Here is a 19,272-nt window from a genome sequence, read left to right as displayed (position 1 = left end):
CGTCACGCAACGGAGCTTGAGGAGATCTCGATGTTGAGAAACGTAATCGTCGCGCTGCTGGGATTGGCCCTATCCGCTGGCGTCGCCACGGCCGAAGACACCACGATCAAGTTCACGCTGGGCTGGAAGACGCAAGGCAGCGATGCCGCGTTCTTCTACGCCAAGGACAACGGTTACTTCAAAGAGGAAGGCCTCAACGTCGTCATCGACCAGGGCGAGGGCTCCGGTGCCACCGTCACGCGTGTCATGTCGGGCGCTTATGACGCCGGCTTCGGCGACGTCAACGCCATTATCCAGAACGCCTCGACCAAGCCGCAGGAGGCGCCGATCATGGTCTACATGATGTGGAACCAGCCGCCGTTCGCGATCGCCGCCAAGAAATCAAGCGGCATCAACACCATCAAGGATTTCGAGGGCCGCACGCTCGGAGGCGCGCAGGGCACGCCGACGACGCGGCTGATACCGGTATTCACCCGCAAGAACGGGCTCGATGGCGAGAAGATCAAGATTTCCAATATGGCGCCGAACCTCCAGGAGCCGATGCTGATCAAGGGCGACATCGACGCAGCGCTCGTCTTCAATATCACCAGCTACTTCAACCTCGTGCTCAACCGCCAGGACCCGGACAAGGATTTCAAGTGGTTCTCCTTCGGTGAGTACGGCCTCGATCTCTATTCCAACGGCGTGATGGTGTCGCGCAAGCTGATCGCCTCGAATCCGAAGGCTGTCGCGAGCCTCGTGCGAGCCATCAACAAAGGCGCGATCGCGGTGGCCAAGGACCAGAACGGCGGCATGAAGGCGGCGCTCAACTACGACAATCTCATCAATGCGGATGTCGAGAAGCGCCGGCTGCAATATTCGTTCGAGAAGCTGATCGTGTCGCCCGAGATGAAGGAAATCGGCATCGGCGACATCAAGGATGACCGCATGACGCGCGCCATCGCCATCGTGGTCGAGGGTTATCAACTCGCCCGCGCGCCGACGCCGGCAGAGGTGTTCTCACGCGAATTCCTGCCGCCGCGCGCGGAGCGGGAGTTGGTGTATACGGCCAACTGATCCTTGGAGAGACGGTGATAGCCGCGGAAATCTCGGCGTCCAGCCTGTTTCGTGGTCCTGACCGCGGCGTTGGCGACAATGTCGTGCTCCGGCACGACGGTGGGACGATCACGGATGTCTCGGAAGGAGCGGGGACCGCCAGGGGCCGGCGCTCCTTCGTCATTCCCGCCTTCGTCAACGCCCACGACCACGCCCGCGCCACTGCGTCATTCTTCGGCGCCGTCGGCATGCCTCTGGAAAGCTGGATCCTGCGGACTGCACTCGGCACGCCGGTCGATCCATATTTGACCGCGGCGTCCGCACTGGCTCGGTCGGCCAACGCGGGTTGCGCGGCCGTGATGGTGCATTACACCCGTCCGAGCGGGATGATGCCCCTGCTGGACGAAGCCAAGGCGATTGCAAGAGCAGCATCAGACGTCGGCGTCCGCATGGCTTTTGCAATGGCGGTGCGCGACCAGAACCCGATCGTCTATGGCGATACCGAACCGGTGCTCTCGGGTCTCTCCAAGGAAGGTCGCAAGACCGTCGAAGATCTCTTCGTCCGCGCACCAATGTCACCGCGGGCCTATATCGAGCTGACCGAAGCGATTGCCGCTGCCATCGCCGGCCCGATGGTGGACGTCCAGCTCGGGCCCGCCGGCGTGCAATGGTGCTCGAAGCCGCTGCTGGAGGCGGTGGCGGAAAATTCGGCGCGGACCGGCCGTCGCATCCATATGCATCTCCTGGAAACCGTGTACCAGCGCGCCTGGGTTGATCAGCACTTCCCGGATATGGTGTGCTGGCTGCGCGACGTTGGCTTTCTCTCGGAACGGCTGACTCTGGCGCACTGCATCTACGCCCGGCCGGATGAGCTGGAGATGATCGCGGCGTCCGGCGCGCGCATCGTCACCAATTTCAGCTCGAACATGCATCTGCGCTCGGGGCTTGCGCCGATTGCCGCCGCCCATAAATGCGGCTGCGCCATTGCGGTCGGCATCGACGGGCTGGCGCTGGACGAGGATGATGATATCCTGCGTGAGATGCGGCTGGTGCAGATGGTTCATGGCGGCCTCGGATTCAAGCAGACTTGGACACCGGCCGAGATGTTTGCTCTCGCCATTCGCAACGGCCGCCGTGCGACCGGCGCGCCCGGAAGTGGCGAGTTGGCCACCGGCAATCCCGCCGACTACGTCGTGATTGATCTCGACCGGCTCGATCGTGACCAGATCATGCCCGTCGATCCCATGGTACTGCTGTTTGCACGAGGCAACGCGTCGCTCGTCAATGAGGTCGTCGTCGCCGGCAGGACAATCGTGAGGGATGGCGCCTGCGCCGGCGTCGATCTGCCGGTGATCGAAGAGGAACTGCGGGGCATGTACCGCGCCAATCTCGGAAAGTTCGCGAACTTCCAGCGGACGTGGCTGCCGTTGTCGGAGCGACTGTCCGGCTGGTTCGAGCAGCAGCTCACCTGCGGATAGAGGGGCATGACGCCTCCCTGGCGCTGCGGTACATCGAAAAGCGCGATAGCTGGTAGGCGGCACCCGATCTGGTGATCGTTCCAGCTCTGGGCTATCACCTTGTATGATTGCGCGCCGGCGCAGTTGATGATCCCTTGAGGAGCCCCCGATGCGTCTACCGACTATTCTCCTGGCCGTCACATGTGTTGCAGCCGCAGCTTCAGCCGAAGACCTGTCGGGCACGCTCCAGAAGATCAAGGAGACGAAGAAGATCACGCTGGGCTATCAGGAGGCCTCGGTCCCGTTCAGCTATCTCGACGGCAACCAGAAGCCGGTCGGCTTTGCCATGGATATCTGTCTCAGGATCGTCGACGCCGCGAAACGGCAGCTCGGCATGCCCGACATCGCCGTCGACACTCTCGCGGTGACGTCGTCGAATCGGATTCCGCTGATGGTCAACGGCACGCTCGATCTGCATTGTTCGGCGACCACCAACAATGCCGATCGCCAGAAACAGGTCGCCTTCACCAACACGCATTTCCTCAGCGCAACGCGGTTCGCGGCGAAGAAGGCCGCGAAGATCAACACGATCGACGATCTGAAGGGCAAGGCCGTCACCGCAGTGGCCGGATCGGTCAACCTGACGCAGCTCGCCAAGGTCAATACCGAGCGCAATCTCGGCATCAACGTGATGCCGGCGAAGGACCAGGCCGAGGCCTTCCTGCTGCTGGAGACTGACCGCGCCCAGGCCTACGCACTCGATGACGTCCAGCTCGCGGTTGCGATCGCGCGGTCGAAGGAGCCGCAGCTCTACATGATCAGCGAGGAGGCGTTCTCGAAACCGGAGCCTTACGGCATCATGCTGCGGCGGGAGGATGCGCCGTTCAAGGCACTCGCCGATCGCGCCACCGCGGAGCTTTATGCAAGCCCCGAGATCGAGGTGCTCTACAAGAAATGGCTGCAATCGCCAACGCCACCGAACGGACTCAACTACAACGTTCCGATGTCACCGGCCTTGCGCAACGCCTTCAACAAGCCGAGCTCGAGCGCCGATCCTGATGTTTACGTGGTGAACTGAGGCGAGGGCGGCTTTCGCCTCTCCTGTAAGGAGAGGTGAAGACAGTGCGCCGGGCTGAGGATCAGCGCGCCGCTCGCCAGCGAGCGCTGATATTCGCGACGTTCCGCGACGGTGGAGGTATTGGACTAACGCAGCGAGCAGATGGATCACGCTTGGCTTGGGGAAAACCAGCAACAAGCGTTTCAATGCCAAATCGTAGGGCTAATCCTGATTGGCGTATGTGAGTCGGAGAAGCTGTATGGGCGTTTGGTTTTTAGTCCTAGCAGCCTGCGTCGTCGGCACGTTGCTCCTTTTGGCATTCTGCCGATAGGGCCGACAGCGGATGCACTTGTTGCTGCGAGGCATCAGCGAGCCGCTGAATAGCGGTTCCAGGCCGATGGCTTTTGACTGTGCATGGATGAGCGCGTTCACTTCCGGGATTGGAGGCGGACGTGAGTTGGTTGTTTGCGTTTCTCATTGCCGCGAGCGCAGTCGTTCTGATCGCTCATGCGATTGATGCGATGCGTTCCTGAAATTCGCGGCGGTTCGGGTCGCTAGCTCTGCAAGCGACCAGTGTCAATTCGAGGAACTTGACCTGCAGGTCAAGGTTGTCACAGCAGGAGGAATACGATCATGCTTGCGTTCTATCTGCCGATCATAATCTTCGGAGCGATACTCGAAGGAATTTCGAAGCAGCGCGCATCTGCATCCATCCAGGAACCGTCAAGCGTCGATTAGACTGCGATCCCCATGCTTAGACCCTCGGTGCGCGCCGGCGGCTTCAGCTCCTCGACGACGGGATAGACCTTCCACGGTCCAAGTTCTTCGGCCTCGCGATAGAAGCGCTCCTCATTCGGTAGATGTGCCGGTCCATGAAGCTCTCGAGCTTGCGCTTGAGCTCGACGACTTTTGGCGACATCGGGTGGAGCATCTTTCGTCTCCTTGATCGGTGGACATCGGCTGGATCAGCCGATTTCCAGCTAATCGGGCCCCGGAAGCTTCGGGAAAGACGCGGTCGGCAACGTCTGGTACCAGAACGCGACCGAGGCGATGTCGTCCTGCAATCAGGTATTTCGCCTCCGTGACGCCCGGCAGCCCGCCGAGCGACACCCCGATATATCGTCCGAGGATTGACCAAAAGGTGAAGGCCGCGCACGGAACGAACCCAGGCCTGATCGCGCTTCAAGCGACGCGGTATTCCCTGAACTTTTCGCGCAGCGCGGATTTGAGCACCTTGCCGGTGCCGGTCATCGGGAATTCGTCCAAAAATTCGACTGCGTCCGGCAGCCACCAGCTCGCAATCTTCGGGCGCATGTGGTCGAGCAGGGCCTTGCCGTCGACGTTCGCGCCCTTCTTGCGAACGACGAGGAGCAGGGGGCGCTCCTGCCACTTCTCGTGCGATATCGCGACCACGGCGGCCTGAAGCACATCGGGATGAGACAAGGCGACGTCCTCGAGCTGGATTGAGGAGATCCATTCGCCGCCGGACTTGATCACGTCCTTGGAGCGATCGGTCAACGTGACATGGCCTTGACTGTCGATCACCGCCATGTCGCCGGTGATCAGCCAGCCGTCGCGGTCGAGGCCTTCGTCGAGCTTCATGTAGCCGGAGGCGACCCAGGGGCCGCGGGCGCGCAGATGGCCGACGGTCTTGCCGTCGCGCGGCAATTCATTTCCGGCATCATCGACGATGCGCAAGGCGGTGCCGAAGCAGGCGCGGCCGGACACCTGGCGCCGGTCGAACTTCTCCTTCTCGCTGAGGTGCTCCGAGCCCGGCCGCAGGCCCGGCATCGAGCAGCCCAGGGCCTCGGTCATGCCCCAGGCCTGAACGTAGTCGATATTGTAGTCGTGCTTGAGCTTCTCGACCATCGCGCGCGGCGGCGCCGAACCCGACGACAACGTTGCGCGCAGCGCCGAGAATTTGTTGCCGGTGCGCCCGAGCCAGTCGAGCAGGATTAGCCAGAAGCTCGGCACGCCGGCCGACAGCGTCACTTTCTCGCCTTCGAGCAACTCATAGAGCTTGTCGGGCTCGTAGTTGCGGCCGGGCAGCACCAGCTTGGAGCCGGTATAGGGCGCGGTGAACGGCATGTTCCAGCCATTGCCGTGAAACAGCGGCGCCATCGGCATCATCACCTCGCGCACGCCTTCGACATGGCCCGGCAGAAAGTCGAAACTGCAGCAGGTCATGGTCTGCAAGATCGCGGCGCGGTGCGAATAGATCACGCCTTTGGGATTGCCGGTCGTGCCCGACGTGTAGCAGATGGTGGAGGCGGACTTTTCGTCGAACTCGGGCCAGGCGAAGCCGGCTTCGTTTTCCTTGTCCAGAAGCTCTTCATAGCAATTGAGGTTCGGCAGCTTCGTCTCCGGCATCCGTTCGCGCGAGGACATCACGACGTAGGCCTCGATCGTCGAGAGTTGCGGCGCAATCGCCTCGACGATCGGCAGCGTGGCACGGTCGATGAACAGCAGGCGGTCTTCGGCGTGATTGATGATGTAGACGAGCTGTTCCGGAAACAGCCGTGGGTTGACGGTGTGCAGCACATAGCCCATGCCCGGCGCGGCATAGAACATCTCGAAATGGCGGTGCGTGTTCCAGGCCAGCGTGCCGACGCGGTCGCCCTTCTTCATGCCGAGCCGCTTCAAGCCCAGTGCCATGCGCTTGATGCGCGGATGGGCATCAGCATAGGTGTAACGATGGATGTCGCCTTCGATCTCGCGCGCGACGATCTCGGCCTCGCCGTGGTAGTCGGCGGCATACTGGATCAGGCCGCTGATCAGGAGCGGCATGTCCATCATCAACCCCTGCATGGTCTCCTCCTCCACAGCCACGTCGTTGCATGGCCTACGCGTGTGATTGCGCGCGAGGTTAACGGAACGCCGCGCGACGTTCACGCAGAAAAGAACGCGCGTGATTGCATGCCGCACTTTTTCAGGGCTAACTTCAAGCGAACGGCCGGCGAAGTGGTGTTTGCCGTGGAGGAGACGAATGTCAGCGGAAAAACACAAGACCGGTGCAGCGGAGGAATCTAGCGTCGATATCTCCGCCCTCCGTGCGCGCTATCGCGACGAGCGCGACCGTCGTTTGCGCAGCGAAGGCAAGGCACAATATGTCGAGGTGACCGGCGATTTCGCTCGCTATCTCGACGATCCCTGGGCCGATCCCTGCCTCGCACGCGCACCTGTCAGCGAAGCGACCGAAGTTCTCGTCGTCGGTGGCGGCTTCGGCGGCCTCTTGTGCGGTGCGCGCCTTCGCGAGGCCGGCGTTGACGATTTCCGGATCGTGGAAAAGGCCGCCGATTTCGGCGGCACCTGGTACTGGAATCGCTACCCCGGAGCTGCTTGCGATACCGAAAGCTACATCTACCTGCCGCTCCTGGAGGAGACCGGCTACATGCCGGTGCGCAAATACGCGCGCGCTCCGGAGATCTACGAGCACTCCCGCCGTATCGGTCGTCATTTTGATCTCTACGCGCGTGCGCTGTTTCAGACGATCATCTCACGGATGGAATGGCAGGAGCAGGAGGCGCGCTGGTTGGTCGAGACTGATCGTGGCGATCGCATCTGCGCGCGCTTCGTCATTCTCGCCGGCGGTCCGCTGAGCCGGCCGAAGCTGCCCGGCATTCCCGGCATCGAGACGTTCAAAGGCCACAGCTTTCACACCAGCCGCTGGGACTACGCGTATACTGGCGGCACTGCAGAGGGCGATCTCACCGGCCTTGCCGACAAGCGCGTCGGGATCATCGGCACCGGCGCAACCGCCGTGCAATGCGTGCCGCATCTCGGGCGCTCGGCAAAGGCGCTTTACGTTTTCCAGCGCACACCGTCCGCGATCGGCGTTCGCGATGACCGTCCGACGGATCAAGCCTGGGCGCAAAGCCTCAAGCCCGGTTGGCAGCGCGAGCGCATGGACAATTTCACCGCGGTCATCTCCGGCGAACCGGTCGAGCGGGATCTGGTGCAGGATGGTTGGACCGGGCTGCTCGGCGAGATCCTGCTGGCGCCGCGCCGCCAGCCCCAGCCGGTGACCTCGCTGGAAGAGGCACTCAGGGTGATCGAGCAGGCCGACTACCGCAAGATGGAGGAGATCCGCGCCCGCGTCGATACGATCGTGCAGGATGAGGCGGCCGCGGCGGCGCTCAAACCCTGGTACAAGGCGTTCTGCAAGCGGCCGTGCTTCCACGACGAATATCTCGACACCTTCAATCGTCCCAACGTGCATCTCGTCGACACCAAAGGGCAGGGCGTCGAGTGCATCACCGAGAATGCGGTCGTGGTCGACGGTAAGGCCTATGAGCTCGATTGCCTGATCTATGCCAGCGGCTTCGAAGTCGGCACTGATTACGCCCGCCGCATGGGTTTTGAGGTCTATGGCCGCGATGGCGTCAGCCTGTCCGAGCGCTGGCGCGACGGCGTCAAGACGCTGCACGGCTTCTATAGCCGCGGCTTCCCGAATTGTTTCCTGATCGTCACGGTGCAGGCCGGTCAGAGCGCCAATTTTCCGCACATCATCGACGAGCAGTCGCAGCACATTGCCTATGTGATCGCAGAAGTGCGCAGGCGCAAAGCGCGAACCCTGGAGCCGACGCTCGCCGCCGAGAAGGCCTGGGTCGACGAAGTCGTCAAGGCTGCGCTCGGCCGGCAGACCTATCTCGCCGAATGCACGCCCGGCTACTACAACAATGAAGGCGTGTTCGATCCGATCGCGGCAAGAAACAGCCAATATTGGCGCGGGCCGATGGCATTCCTGCGGCTGCTCGACACATGGCGGAAGGAGGGTAATCTGGCCGGGCTGGACTTGTCCTATGATCGCGCCATGGAGTCGGCGCCTCCGAGTGGGTAAGATTGCGCCGCAGATCGGTACAGGACGGGAGATAGCGGATATGATCAGGGGCAGGGCTGTTGCGGGGGCGGCTTTTGGCGCGATGGTGCTGCTTGGTTGCCTGGCACCTGCGGTCAAGGCCGCGCAATGCGGCAGCTCGCCGGCGGGCTTCGAGGCCTGGAAGCGCGAGTTCAGTCAGGAGGCGCAGGGCAAAGGCATCGGCCCCACCGCGCTTTCGGCCTTAATGCAGACCAATTATGCCAGCGCCACCATCGCGGCCGATCGCGGCCAGCGCAGTTTTTCCCTGACGCTCGACCAGTTCCTTGCCAAGCGCGGCGCCGCCGCCATCGTTGCCAAAGGCAGGCAGCTCAAGCAGTCGCAGGCCGCCTTGTTCGCCTCGATCCAGCAGCGCTACGGGGTGCCGCCCGGGCCGCTGATCGCGATATGGGGCATGGAGACCGGTTTCGGCAGCCAGCGCGGCAACCAGAACATGCTGTCGTCGATCGCGACCCTCGCCTATGACTGCCGCCGTCCCGAATTCTTCACCGATCAGCTCTATGCCGCCTTGAAGCTGATCGACCGCGGCACGCTCTCGGGATCGACCCGGGGCTCCATGCATGGCGAGGTCGGCCAGACCCAGTTCATGCCCAAGAACATCCTGGCCTATGGCACCGGCAATCTAGAGGTGGCTGCCAACGCACTGAATTCGACGGCGAATTTCCTCAAAGCCCATGGTTGGCGCGCAGGAGCCCGTTACCAGCCGGGCGAGCCGAACTTCGCCGCCATCCAAGCCTGGAATGCTGCCGGCGTCTATCAGAAAGCGATCGCGCTGATGGGCCGGCAGATCGATGAGGGAGGAGGGGCGGCAGCATTGCGCTAAGCCGTTCAGCAAGGCGTGATGCGTCGATGCGAGAAAGTTGTTGCCATCAGGAACTGAGGGCACGAGGTTTGCTTTGATCAGGTTCAGGGGTGGGCATGAGGAGACTCAATATGGCAACCCAGATCGTGATGGACCAGACCGGCGATACACGCCACGAGTTTGATCCTGGCAATGCCGAAGCGCTGGCGCGAGCCGAACGGCGCTTTCGGGAGCTGACCGGAGCCGGCTTCACTGCGGCGCTGCGAACCGGGCCCGGCGAGGTCACCCGAATCAGATCGTTCGACCCGACCGCGGAAGAAACGCTATTCTATCCGCGCCTGGTTGGCGGTTGATCTGAGCTGCTCATGATTGCGGCAGTTTGGCTCCGCGCGCCGGCGCGTGCGCGTCTGCATGCGCTGCGTGAACTCTATCGGCGCTTCTTCGGCGAGAACACGCCGGATGCCCGTGGCCGCCGGCTGCTCTCCGAATGGCTGTCGCCCGCACAACGGGCGCAATTCGAGGAGCACCGGTATTTCGACGTCGTCGGCTGCGACACCGGCAAGATCTATCGCATTCATTACGGCACTGCCGCCAACGTCCACGAAATCGACGGTGAAGGCCGAGCGACCATGGGATGGTGCTTCGTTCCGTCAGGCTTCCTCGTCCCCGGCGACGTGATGCTGGCGCAGAAGATCGCCCTTGAGACCGACGAAAGGGGAGCGCTTGCGCTCGCCAATCGGTTTCCGCCGGCAACGCATTCGGAGCACTTCTACCGGCGCCCATTCTAGCGCCGGAAGGACATGGATGCGCCTGATGCTCACCTCGCCCCAACGCGGCGAGGTGAAGTAAGCTTGACGACGTCGGTCAGGAGTGCGTGGTGCGGTAGGCATCCAGCGCATGCGCAGCAAAGACGCCAACACTGCAAAGGGCAAGCAGGGCAGAGATCAGCTCGATCATAGCACGTCCTCCCCCAGCGGCTGGGCGACGAGATTCTGGCAGCATGAATATTCGTAGATCAGGTCGAAGAGGAATTGCATGGTGGCCGTCCTTGTATTTATTTTGACAACCACTTAACCGGCCATCTGTTTCAGGCGTGTTTCGTCGCATCGGGAAAGGGGTTTCGCCGGAACCCCGGGGCCGGTTTGTGCGCTGCGGTCCCGCTATTGCTCAAGCCTTTGGGCCGCGACTTCGCAGGCGGTGCATCGGATTGCGAGGCAAAATCATGGCGCAGGTCGAATGGTTCGACGATCTCTCCGTCGGAATGCGGTTCAGATCCCCCGAGGTCGAGGTCACCGAGGCCGACATCAAGCGGTTCGCTGCCGAATTTGATCCGCAGCCGATGCATCTCGACCACGAGGCCGCCAAGGAGACCCTGTTCAGGGGGCTCGCTGCCTCGGGATGGCACACCGCCGCAATTGCCATGAATCTTGCGATCCAGACCCGACCCTTTGGCCCGCATCCGCTCATCGGCGCGGGCGTCGATGGCCTGCGCTGGACGATGCCGGTGCGGCCCAACGACCGCCTCCATCTGATCGGGGAGGTCATGAGCCTGACGCCTTCGAAGTCGAAGCCGCAGGGCATCGCGTTGGTGAAGTGGACGATGTTCAATCAGAACGATGAGGAGGTTTACACCTTCACCCCGATCGCGATCGTGCCGCGGCGGAGCTGAGGTCGCCGGCGTCACCATTGACCCACGCCGCGCCGGAGATGCTTGCGGGCGGCCGGCAAGGTGGTCACCTCGGCCCCGGGGAAGGTCTTCGTCGATTTCGCGATCAGCCTGCCGGCTTGGTTCGAGGGATCGCGTCCACCGCGTCAACGAGACGGTCTTTCGCAAGACCGTGCTCGTTCTGTTGCTGGTATCAGGATTTCGTTGATCTAGTGCCCTAAACCCTGAACCGGCGCCGCGCTGGTGTCGCTGCCGTGATGCGTCAGCGGCTTCATGCCGGTGACGGTGCGCAGCAGCACATAGAACACCGGCGTCAAGAACAGGCCGAACACGGTGACGCCGATCATGCCGGAGAACACGGCAACGCCCATGGCGCGCCGCATCTCCGAGCCCGCGCCGGTGGAGAGCACCAGCGGCAGCACGCCCATGATGAACGCCATCGACGTCATCAGGATCGGGCGCAGCCGTAGCCGGCTCGCTTCGATCGCGGCGCGGATCGGCGTGCGGCCTGCGAACTCGAGCTCGCGCGCGAATTCGACGATCAGGATCGCGTTCTTGGCCGAGAGTCCCACGAGGACGATCAGGCCGATCTGGGTGAAGACGTTGTTGTCGCCCTTCGAAACCCAGACCCCGAACATCGCGGCCAGCAGGCCCATCGGCACGATCATGATGATCGAGAGCGGCAAGGTCAGGCTCTCATAGAGTGCGGCCAGCACCAGGAACACCAGCAGGATGGCCAGCGGAAACACCCAGATGCCGGAATTGCCGGCGATGAACTCCTGATAAGTCAGATCGGTCCATTCGAAGGCAAAGCCCGGCGGCAGCACCTCCGCGGCGATCCTCGTCGCCGCCTCCTGCGCCTGGCCGGAGGAGAAGCCGGGAGCGGCGGCCGCATTGATGTCGGAGGACAGGAAGCCGTTGTAGCGGATCGCGCGCTCCGGCCCCGCGCTCTGGCGGATCGTGAGCAGCGCCGACAACGGCACCATGTCGCCCGAGGACGAGCGCACCTTCAACTGCCTGATGTCGTCGGCGCGAGCGCGGAACGGCGCGTCAGCCTGCACGCGGACGGAATAAGTGCGGCCGAACTTGTTGAAGTCGTTGACGTAGTAGGAACCGAGGTAAATCTGAAGCGTGTTGAACACCTCCGTCACGGGCACGCCCAATTGGAGCGCCTTGGTGCGGTCGATGTCGGCGAACAGCTGGGGCACGTTGACCTGGAAGCTCGAGAACACGCCGGCGATCTCCGGGGCCTTCTGCATCGCCGCCATGAACGCCTTGGTCGCCTCGTTCAGCGCCTCATAGCCGAGACCGGCACGGTCCTCGATCTGGAGCTTGAAGCCGCCGATGGTGCCGAGACCATTGACCGGCGGCGGCGGGAACATGGCGATAAAGGCTTCCTGAATCCCCGCATATTTCTTGTTCAGCTCGGCCGCGATGGCGGGGCCGCTGAGCGAAGGGTCCTTGCGCTCGTCGAACGGCTTGAGGGTCGAGAACACGATGCCGGCGTTGGAGGAGTTGGTGAAGCCGGAGATCGACAGGCCCGGGAAGGCGACCGAGCTCTCGACACCGGGCTGGGTCAGCGCGATGTCACTCATCTTGCGGATCACCTCTTCGGTGCGGTCGAGGGTGGCGCCATCGGGCAGGCGGGCGAAGCCGACCAGATATTGCTTGTCCTGGCCCGGCACGAAGCCGCTCGGCACCTGCTGAAACAAGAGGGCGGTGAGGCCGACCAGGACCACGTAGAGGCCCATCACCGCGGCCTTGCCCGAGATCACTCTGGTGACGCTGCCGCTGTAATTCTCCGAGGAGCGCGTAAAAGCCTTGTTGAAGCCGCGGAAGAACCAGCCGAGCGTCTTTTCGAGGATTAGCGTCAGCTTGTCTTTCGGTTCGTTATGGCCTTTCAGCAGCAGCGCCGATAAGGCCGGGGACAGTGTCAGCGAGTTGACCGCGGAGATCACGGTCGAGATCGCGATCGTCAACGCGAACTGCTTGTAGAACTGCCCGGTCAGGCCGGAGATGAAGGCGAGCGGCACGAACACCGCGACCAACACCAGCGCGATCGCGATGATCGGGCCGGAGACCTCACGCATCGCCTGATAGGTGGCATCGCGCGGCGACAGCCCGGCCTCGATATTGCGCTCGACGTTCTCGACCACGACGATGGCGTCGTCGACGACGATGCCGATCGCGAGCACCAGGCCAAACAGGCTGAGCGCGTTGATGGAGAAGCCGAACACGTGCATCACTGCGAAGGTGCCGACGATCGACACCGGCACGGCCAGAAGCGGGATGATCGAGGCGCGCCAAGTCTGGAGGAACAGGATCACGACCAGCACCACCAGCGCAATGGCCTCCAGCAGCGTGTGGATGACGGCCTCGATCGACGAGCGCACGAACTGGGTCGGGTCGTAGACGATCTGATAGGACACGCCCTCGGGCATGTTCTTCTTGATCTCGGCCATGGTGGCGCGGACGTGATCGGAGATCTCAAGCGCGTTGGAGCCCGGCGCCTGGAAGATCGGGATCGCGACCGCCTGCTTGTTGTCGAGCAGGGAGCGCAGGCCGTATTCGGACGCGCCAAGCTCGATGCGAGCGACGTCGCGTAAGCGCACCACTTCACCACGCGCGCCAGTCTTGACCACGATGTCGCCGAACTGCTCTTCGTTCGCGAGCCGCCCTTCGGCATTGACGGAGAGCTGGAGATCGATGCCCTTGACGTTCGGGGAGGAGCCGACGACGCCGGCCGCGGCCTCGACGTTCTGCGCCTGGATCGCCCTCACGATGTCGCTCGCAGTCAGGCCATGCTCGGCGGCCTTCTGCGGATCGACCCAGACCCGCATCGAATAATCGCCGGCACCATAGAGCTGCACGTCGCCAACGCCGTCAATCCGCGCAAGCCGGTCCTTGACGTTGAGCACCGCGTAATTGCGCAAATACGTCATGTCGTAACGGCCGTTCGGCGACAACAGGTGCACGACCATGGTGAGATCGGGCGACGACTTCTTGGTGATGATGCCGAGCTGGCGCACGACGGCGGGCAGGCGCGGTTCGGCCTGCTGCACGCGGTTCTGCACCAACTGGGTCGCCTTGTCGGGGTCGGTGCCGAGGCGGAACGTCACCGTCAGCGTCATCGCGCCGTCAGTGGTCGCCTGGCTCGACATGTAGAGCATGTTCTCGACGCCATTGATCTGCTCCTCGATCGGCGTCGCCACCGTCTCCGCGATCACCTTGGGGTTGGCGCCGGGATAGGTTGCGCGCACCACGACGGAAGGGGGCACGACATCGGGATATTCCGAGATCGGCATCGCGAACAGCGAGATCAGGCCGGCAAGGAAGATCAGGACCGACAATACGCCGGCAAAAATAGGACGATCGATGAAGAATTTCGAGAGATTCATGGCTTTGCCCCTGGGCAATGTCTTGGTCGTATCCACATAGCTCAGCCGTCATTCCGGGGCGCGGGCGAAGCCAGCGAACCCGGAATCCAGAGGTGAAGTGGTCGGAGTTCGTAACTGCTGGATCCCGGTTCGCGCTACGCGCGCCCCGGGATGACGGAAAGTATTAGCGTTGCACCACGTCCTGGTTGCTGTGGTTGGATGCCTGCTGCGGCCCTCGCGCGCCCATCGTCGCCACCTCCGTCTTGAGCAGGGCGCCGGGACGCACGCGCTGCAAGCCATTGACCACGACGCGGTCGCCGGACTTCAGGCCCGAGGTGACGACGCGCAGCCCATCGACGGCGCCGCCGAGCGTGACCGGCCGGTAGACCGCGCGGCTGTCATCACCGACCGCCATCACGAACTTCTTGTCCTGGTCGGTGCCGATCGCGCGCTCGTCGATCATAACCAGCGTCTGCTGCTTCGGTTGCCCCATGCGCACCCGGGCAAACTGGCCGGGGATGAGACGGCCGTCCTCGTTGGGGAAAACCGCGCGGACCCGGATGGTGCCGCTCTGACCGTTGACCTGGTTGTCGATCAGCTGGATGTGGCCCTTCGCCGAAAGGCCGCCGGAGGTCGTCATCTCCACCGGGATCTGGTCGAGCTTGCCGCGTTGGCCGGAGCCGTCTGCAATGGAATTCAGCGCGCGCAGCACCACCTCTTCGTCCGCGTCGAACGAGGCGTAGATGGGATTGACCGAGACCAGCGAGGTCAGCACGGGAGAGGCGGTGCCGGCGGCGACAAGATTGCCGACCGTGACCTCGATCTTGCCGACGCGGCCGTCCACAGGCGCGCGCACCTCGGTGTAGCCGAGATTGAGCTTTGCGGTCTGCAGCGTTGCCTCGGCCGCCTTCACGTTGGCGATCGCTTCACGACTGGCATTCTCGCGCTGGTCGTAGTCGCGCCGCGTCACCACGGCGTTGCCGACCAGCTGCGCGCCGCGCTCGAGCTCGCTCTGGGTGAAGACAACGCGCGCCTTGGCGGCTTCGAGCTGGGCGTTGGCCTTGTCGACCTCTGCCGCGTAAGGCGCCGGATCAATCTTGAACAGCACGTCGCCGGCCTTCACCAACGCACCTTCCGTGAAATTGGTCGACAGGATCGCCCCCGCGACGCGGGGGCGCAGCTCGACACGGTGGATGGCCTCCAGCCGGCCGGAGAAATCGTCCCACAGCACAGTCTGCCGCGGCTCGATCATCGCGACGGTGACGGGAACGGCTTGTTCGGCCGCGGCCGCGGCCGCGGGTGCGGTCGCTTGCGCCGCGTGAAAGTAGCGGCCGGTCGCGATCGAGCCGGCGACGGCGAGGGCGCCTACGATGGCGACTCCACCGAGGAGGCGGCGGAAACGGCCGGCGCGGGCGGTATTTTGGGAGGGATGCATTTGCGCGCTCCAGATATGTAGTGTTCACTACAGATGTGGAGCTGGATGCCGCAGTGCAAGATACTTATGTTTCATTCACGAAGAAAATTGTACGTCGATACCGCGACGATTGGAAGACACAAGAAAAGAAAGCCAGAACAAATAGATACGATCAGGCGTTAGGCCGCTACAGGACGCCATTCCGAGGAGACAGGCACATGGGCATGGGACGCCCCCGCGAGTTCGACGCCGAGATGGCGTTGGATCAGGCGATGGAAGTGTTTTGGCGCCATGGCTATGAGGGCGCGACCATTGCCCAGCTCACCGAGGCCATGGGCATCAATCCGCCGAGTCTCTACGCCTGCTTCGGCAACAAGGAAGGCCTGCTGAAGGCCGCGCTCGACCGCTACACCAAATTGCGCGCCGTCTGGATGGACGAGGTGGTCGCGGCACCCACCGCCCGCGCCGTCGCCGAGCGGATGCTGATGGGCATCGCCGACAAGCAGACCGATCCGGCGAATCCGCCCGGCTGCCTACTGGTGCAAGGCGGCATCGCCTGCGGTACGGGCTCCGAGAACGTCCCGTTCGAGCTCGCCGCCCGCCGCGCCCAGAACGAAGACCAGCTCCACGACCGTTTTGTTCGGGCCAAAGCCGAAGGTGATCTGAAGGAAAGCGCCGATCCCGCCGCGCTCGCGCGCTACGTCTCCGCCGTCGCGGTCGGCATGGGCGTGATGGCGTCCTCGGGCGCGGAGCGCGAGGCGCTGCGGCAGGTGGCAAGTGTCGCCGTACAGGCGGTCGAGGCGCAGTCGGAGCGAGAGTAGAGGCGAGCGGGAGGGCTTTGTGGTGAACGTCGATCTGAGATCGCAGAACGGCCAATTAGCTCAGGTCGTGTAGGTCCTTTCCAAGCGGCGGTGTCAGATGAAACCTCGAGAATACGACTTCTAGCCCCGCCCGTTCCGGTGTGCAGGCCATCGGCCCCACAAGATAAGAGCTCGCCGCCGGAAACGGTGCTAGCCGCATGAGGGGCCAGTACTTGCCGTCGGCCGAAACTTGCAAACGAAGGACGCCGTTGGCGACGGTCGCGCGCACCCAGACATCGCCAGCATCATGCTCATAGGATGCCGTGGCCCAGTCCGATCGCTCGTTGGTTAACACGCTCGCGAGCATCGCGCGGCCGTCCGAGAGTTCGATCCCGGCCTTGACCCAATGCTCCGCATCGACGCGCACCATGATGCCCGCCTGATCGTAGAGCGCCTGGAAATCGCCCTGAACGCGTAAACTGGCCGTGAATGCTTCGCCGGTCGGGAAGCCCAGGAAATGCCCGCTGTCGCGATTAAAGCCGTAGTGGGTTTCGCGCCAGAAGTCGGTGCCTTTGTCAGTGATGATCTTTAGGCTATCGCCCTCAGCCGTCCATCGTTCCGGTTCATTGAGCCACACACCGTCAGCTCTGCGGAGAGTCATCTCTAACCTCGATTGCCGACGCCTGCCGGACTCAATCCATCTGCCGGACAAGCGTGGCGTTGCGCAAACCGAGATCGAGCGCGGATGCACTGCCTCGCGCCTTCGACAATTGGCCTGACGTCGAAGCGCGCGCGTTCGAAGCCGCGATGCCTTCCGAAACGTTAACGGCGTCGCGCGATGTCGGATTCACGATCGGCGATCATGCAAGTCTGCGCCTGTTTTGCCCGACGAGTCAAATGGCCTGGCTGGAACGCTTCGGCCTGAAATTCATCAATGATTTGTACTGTGCATGGGGTTGTTTTCGCGTTTTTTGTTTTGCGCCCTCGACCCACGGCATCAGCGGTCAAGTCTCCGCATGGATACGATAACTCCTAAGGGTTTTTACACACAGTTCTGGCACGCTCCGTGCGTCAAGATCCGCAACCTGTATCGTCGCCTCTCGTTGCGGGCACGAAAGACGCGGCCGGTGGAGACCGAGGGGCGTGAGCCATGACTGCACCTGCTTCCGACGCCGGGCGCGCGAACGGAAGGGTCGTGCCGATTCTGCAGTGCGTCGTGCCGTTCAGCCAAATTCCAAGGACGAGCGCAGCCACGGCCTGTTCGGCGGCCTCATCAGCGCGCCCTGCCATTTCGCGGTGAGCGGCGAGGGCCACGCTGCCTGCAATCGCGCTGCCCTCGGCGCGTCACGCCACACAGACTTAGAGGAAGGACCAAATCATGAGCTCCGTCGGTATTCGCGGCACATTCTTCGACTTCGTCGACGACCCCTGGAAGCACATCGGCAACGAGCAGGCCGCCGCGCGCTTTCACCAGGACGGCCTCATGGTCGTCACCGACGGCGTCATCAAGGCGTTCGGCCCGTATGACAAGATTGCCGCCGCGCATCCGAGCGTGCAGATCACCCATATCAAGGACCGCATCATCGTCCCGGGCTTCATCGACGGCCACATTCATCTGCCGCAGACCCGGGTGCTCGGCGCCTATGGCGAGCAGCTGCTGCCGTGGCTGCAGATGTGGATCTATCCGGAAGAGCTCAAATACAAGGACCGCAGCTATGCCCGCGAGGGCGTGAAGCGCTTCCTCGACGCGCTGCTGGCCTCAGGCACCACGACGTGCCAGGCGTTCACGAGCTCGTCGCCAGTGTCGACCGAGGAGCTGTTCGAGGAGGCAGCCCGCCGCAACATGCGTGTGATCGCGGGCCTCACCGGCATCGATCGCAATGCGCCGGCTGACTATGTCGACACGCCCGAGAACTTCTATCACGACAGCAAGCGGCTGATCGCGCAGTACCACAACAAGGGCCGCAACCTCTATGCCATCACCCCGCGCTTCGCCTTCGGTGCCTCGCCGGAGCTGCTGAAAGCGTGTCAGCGCCTCAAGCATGAGCATCCGGACTGCTGGGTCAACACCCACATCTCCGAGAACCCGGCCGAATGCAGCGGCGTGCTCGTCGAGCACCCGGACTGTCAGGATTATCTCGGCGTGTACGAGAAGTTCGACCTCGTCGGTCCGAAATTCTCCGGGGGCCATGGCGTCTATCTCTCGAACAACGAATTCCGTCGCATGTCGAAGAAGGGTGCCGCGGTGGTGTTCTGCCCGTGCTCGAACCTGTTCCTCGGCAGCGGTCTGTTCCGCATTGGCCGCGCCACCGATCCGGAGCATCGCGTGAAGATGTCGTTCGGCACCGATGTCGGCGGCGGCAACCGCTTCTCGATGATCTCCGTGCTCGACGATGCCTACAAGGTCGGCATGTGCAACAACACGCTGCTCGATGGCAGCATTGATCCGGCGCGCAAGGATCTCGCTGAAGCCGAGCGCAACAAGCTCTCGCCGTACCGCGGTTTCTGGTCCATCACGCTTGGCGGTGCCGAAGGCCTCTACATCGACGACAAGCTCGGCAATTTCGAGCCCGGCAAGGAGGCCGATTTCGTCGCGCTCGATCCGAACGGCGGGCAAGCCGCGCAGCCCTGGCACCAGTCGCTGATCGCCGAGGGCGGCGGGCCGCGCACGATGGACGAGGCTGCGAGCATGCTCTTCGCCGTGACGATGGTCGGCGACGATCGCTGCGTCGACCAGACCTGGGTGATGGGCAAGCGTCTCTACAAGAAGAGCTGAGGCGGACGGCTG

15 protein-coding genes and 1 pseudogene are annotated in these 19,272 nt (G+C 63.1%); 11 read left to right on the top strand and 5 right to left on the bottom strand.

Annotation, left to right across the window (positions count from 1 at the left end):
• Nucleotides 1-30: 30 nt before the first annotated feature.
• From IVA98_RS19195 to IVA98_RS19185, 3 genes are all read left to right on the top strand, one after another.
• Entirely contained in the window at nucleotides 31-1,056 is a 1,026-nt protein-coding gene (locus tag IVA98_RS19195; protein ID WP_247355316.1) for an ABC transporter substrate-binding protein, read from the top strand.
• A gap of 17 nt (nucleotides 1,057-1,073) precedes the next feature.
• Nucleotides 1,074-2,513: an amidohydrolase family protein gene (locus IVA98_RS19190; protein ID WP_247355320.1), complete on the top strand. Its 1,440-nt coding sequence runs from the start codon at nucleotides 1,074-1,076 to the stop codon at nucleotides 2,511-2,513.
• Between the two features lie 148 nt (nucleotides 2,514-2,661).
• Nucleotides 2,662-3,570 carry an amino acid ABC transporter substrate-binding protein gene (locus IVA98_RS19185; protein WP_247304545.1) on the top strand — a complete coding sequence of 303 codons (909 nt, stop codon included), beginning with the start codon at nucleotides 2,662-2,664 and terminating at the stop codon, nucleotides 3,568-3,570.
• A 734-nt stretch (nucleotides 3,571-4,304) separates the two neighbouring features.
• Here the strand turns inward: IVA98_RS19185 and IVA98_RS37270 are convergent.
• Both IVA98_RS37270 and IVA98_RS19180 read right to left on the bottom strand, forming a co-directional pair.
• Nucleotides 4,305-4,480 (bottom strand): annotated as a pseudogene (locus IVA98_RS37270) (acyl-CoA dehydrogenase); the annotation flags it as partial.
• 251 nt (nucleotides 4,481-4,731) lie between these two features.
• A complete protein-coding gene (locus tag IVA98_RS19180; protein ID WP_247304542.1) occupies nucleotides 4,732-6,357 on the bottom strand; it encodes a long-chain fatty acid--CoA ligase in 1,626 nt (541 codons plus the stop codon).
• 178 nt (nucleotides 6,358-6,535) lie between these two features.
• On the opposite strand from IVA98_RS19180, the gene IVA98_RS19175 reads away from it, so the two are divergent.
• The 5 genes from IVA98_RS19175 (at nucleotide 6,536) to IVA98_RS19155 (ending at nucleotide 10,896) form a co-directional block, all read left to right on the top strand.
• A complete protein-coding gene (locus tag IVA98_RS19175; protein WP_247304539.1) occupies nucleotides 6,536-8,389 on the top strand; it encodes a flavin-containing monooxygenase in 1,854 nt (617 codons plus the stop codon).
• 40 nt (nucleotides 8,390-8,429) lie between these two features.
• Nucleotides 8,430-9,248, top strand: coding sequence for a lytic murein transglycosylase (locus IVA98_RS19170; RefSeq protein WP_247304536.1), 819 nt, complete (start codon nucleotides 8,430-8,432; stop codon nucleotides 9,246-9,248).
• 110 nt (nucleotides 9,249-9,358) lie between these two features.
• Nucleotides 9,359-9,580: a hypothetical protein gene (locus IVA98_RS19165; protein WP_091888574.1), complete on the top strand. Its 222-nt coding sequence runs from the start codon at nucleotides 9,359-9,361 to the stop codon at nucleotides 9,578-9,580.
• 12 nt (nucleotides 9,581-9,592) lie between these two features.
• Complete coding sequence (locus tag IVA98_RS19160) at nucleotides 9,593-10,015, top strand: hypothetical protein (RefSeq protein ID WP_247304533.1); 423 nt, start codon at nucleotides 9,593-9,595, stop codon at nucleotides 10,013-10,015.
• Nucleotides 10,016-10,449: 434 nt separating this feature from the next.
• Entirely contained in the window at nucleotides 10,450-10,896 is a 447-nt protein-coding gene (locus tag IVA98_RS19155) for a MaoC family dehydratase (protein ID WP_247304530.1), read from the top strand.
• 206 nt (nucleotides 10,897-11,102) lie between these two features.
• Here IVA98_RS19155 and IVA98_RS19150 read toward each other — a convergent pair whose 3' ends face one another.
• On the bottom strand, nucleotides 11,103-14,291 hold the full coding sequence (locus IVA98_RS19150) for an efflux RND transporter permease subunit (RefSeq protein WP_247355315.1): 3,189 nt from the start codon (nucleotides 14,289-14,291) through the stop codon (nucleotides 11,103-11,105).
• 163 nt (nucleotides 14,292-14,454) lie between these two features.
• Nucleotides 14,455-15,705: an efflux RND transporter periplasmic adaptor subunit gene (locus IVA98_RS19145; protein ID WP_247332958.1), complete on the bottom strand. Its 1,251-nt coding sequence runs from the start codon at nucleotides 15,703-15,705 to the stop codon at nucleotides 14,455-14,457.
• A 197-nt stretch (nucleotides 15,706-15,902) separates the two neighbouring features.
• Between IVA98_RS19145 and IVA98_RS19140 the strand changes: the two genes are divergently transcribed.
• Nucleotides 15,903-16,505 (top strand): TetR/AcrR family transcriptional regulator, encoded by a 603-nt coding sequence (locus tag IVA98_RS19140; RefSeq protein WP_247304524.1) that lies wholly within the window; start codon nucleotides 15,903-15,905, stop codon nucleotides 16,503-16,505.
• 55 nt (nucleotides 16,506-16,560) lie between these two features.
• Here the strand turns inward: IVA98_RS19140 and IVA98_RS19135 are convergent, their stop codons facing one another.
• A complete protein-coding gene (locus IVA98_RS19135; protein WP_247304522.1) occupies nucleotides 16,561-17,145 on the bottom strand; it encodes a DUF1349 domain-containing protein in 585 nt (194 codons plus the stop codon).
• 53 nt (nucleotides 17,146-17,198) lie between these two features.
• Between IVA98_RS19135 and IVA98_RS19130 the strand changes: the two genes are divergently transcribed.
• Together IVA98_RS19130 and guaD are read left to right on the top strand one after the other, a co-directional pair.
• Entirely contained in the window at nucleotides 17,199-17,513 is a 315-nt protein-coding gene (locus IVA98_RS19130; protein WP_247304520.1) for a hypothetical protein, read from the top strand.
• Between the two features lie 349 nt (nucleotides 17,514-17,862).
• Nucleotides 17,863-19,260, top strand: coding sequence for a guanine deaminase (guaD, locus tag IVA98_RS19125; protein WP_247304518.1), 1,398 nt, complete (start codon nucleotides 17,863-17,865; stop codon nucleotides 19,258-19,260).
• The last annotated feature ends 12 nt before the right edge of the window (nucleotides 19,261-19,272 follow it).

The organism is Bradyrhizobium sp. 160 (assembly GCF_023073735.1).
GTDB lineage: Bacteria > Pseudomonadota > Alphaproteobacteria > Rhizobiales > Xanthobacteraceae > Bradyrhizobium.
Note: the sequence above shows the minus strand (reverse complement) of the source record. Positions and strands in the feature narration are given on the sequence as shown.

Bases quoted from the DNA above. Each gene is read 5' to 3' on its own strand.
- IVA98_RS19150 (WP_247355315.1), bottom strand. From the start codon at position 14,291: ATGAATCTCTCGAAATTCTTCATCGATCGTCCTATTTTTGCCGGCGTA.
- IVA98_RS19160 (WP_247304533.1), top strand. From the start codon at position 9,593: ATGATTGCGGCAGTTTGGCTCCGCGCGCCGGCGCGTGCGCGTCTGCAT.
- IVA98_RS19140 (WP_247304524.1), top strand. From the start codon at position 15,903: ATGGGCATGGGACGCCCCCGCGAGTTCGACGCCGAGATGGCGTTGGAT.
- IVA98_RS19180 (WP_247304542.1), bottom strand. From the start codon at position 6,357: ATGCAGGGGTTGATGATGGACATGCCGCTCCTGATCAGCGGCCTGATC.
- IVA98_RS19170 (WP_247304536.1), top strand. From the start codon at position 8,430: ATGATCAGGGGCAGGGCTGTTGCGGGGGCGGCTTTTGGCGCGATGGTG.
- IVA98_RS19165 (WP_091888574.1), top strand. From the start codon at position 9,359: ATGGCAACCCAGATCGTGATGGACCAGACCGGCGATACACGCCACGAG.
- IVA98_RS19145 (WP_247332958.1), bottom strand. From the start codon at position 15,705: ATGCATCCCTCCCAAAATACCGCCCGCGCCGGCCGTTTCCGCCGCCTC.
- IVA98_RS19155 (WP_247304530.1), top strand. From the start codon at position 10,450: ATGGCGCAGGTCGAATGGTTCGACGATCTCTCCGTCGGAATGCGGTTC.
- IVA98_RS19175 (WP_247304539.1), top strand. From the start codon at position 6,536: ATGTCAGCGGAAAAACACAAGACCGGTGCAGCGGAGGAATCTAGCGTC.
- IVA98_RS19195 (WP_247355316.1), top strand. From the start codon at position 31: ATGTTGAGAAACGTAATCGTCGCGCTGCTGGGATTGGCCCTATCCGCT.
- IVA98_RS19135 (WP_247304522.1), bottom strand. From the start codon at position 17,145: ATGACTCTCCGCAGAGCTGACGGTGTGTGGCTCAATGAACCGGAACGA.
- IVA98_RS19185 (WP_247304545.1), top strand. From the start codon at position 2,662: ATGCGTCTACCGACTATTCTCCTGGCCGTCACATGTGTTGCAGCCGCA.
- guaD (WP_247304518.1), top strand. From the start codon at position 17,863: ATGAGCTCCGTCGGTATTCGCGGCACATTCTTCGACTTCGTCGACGAC.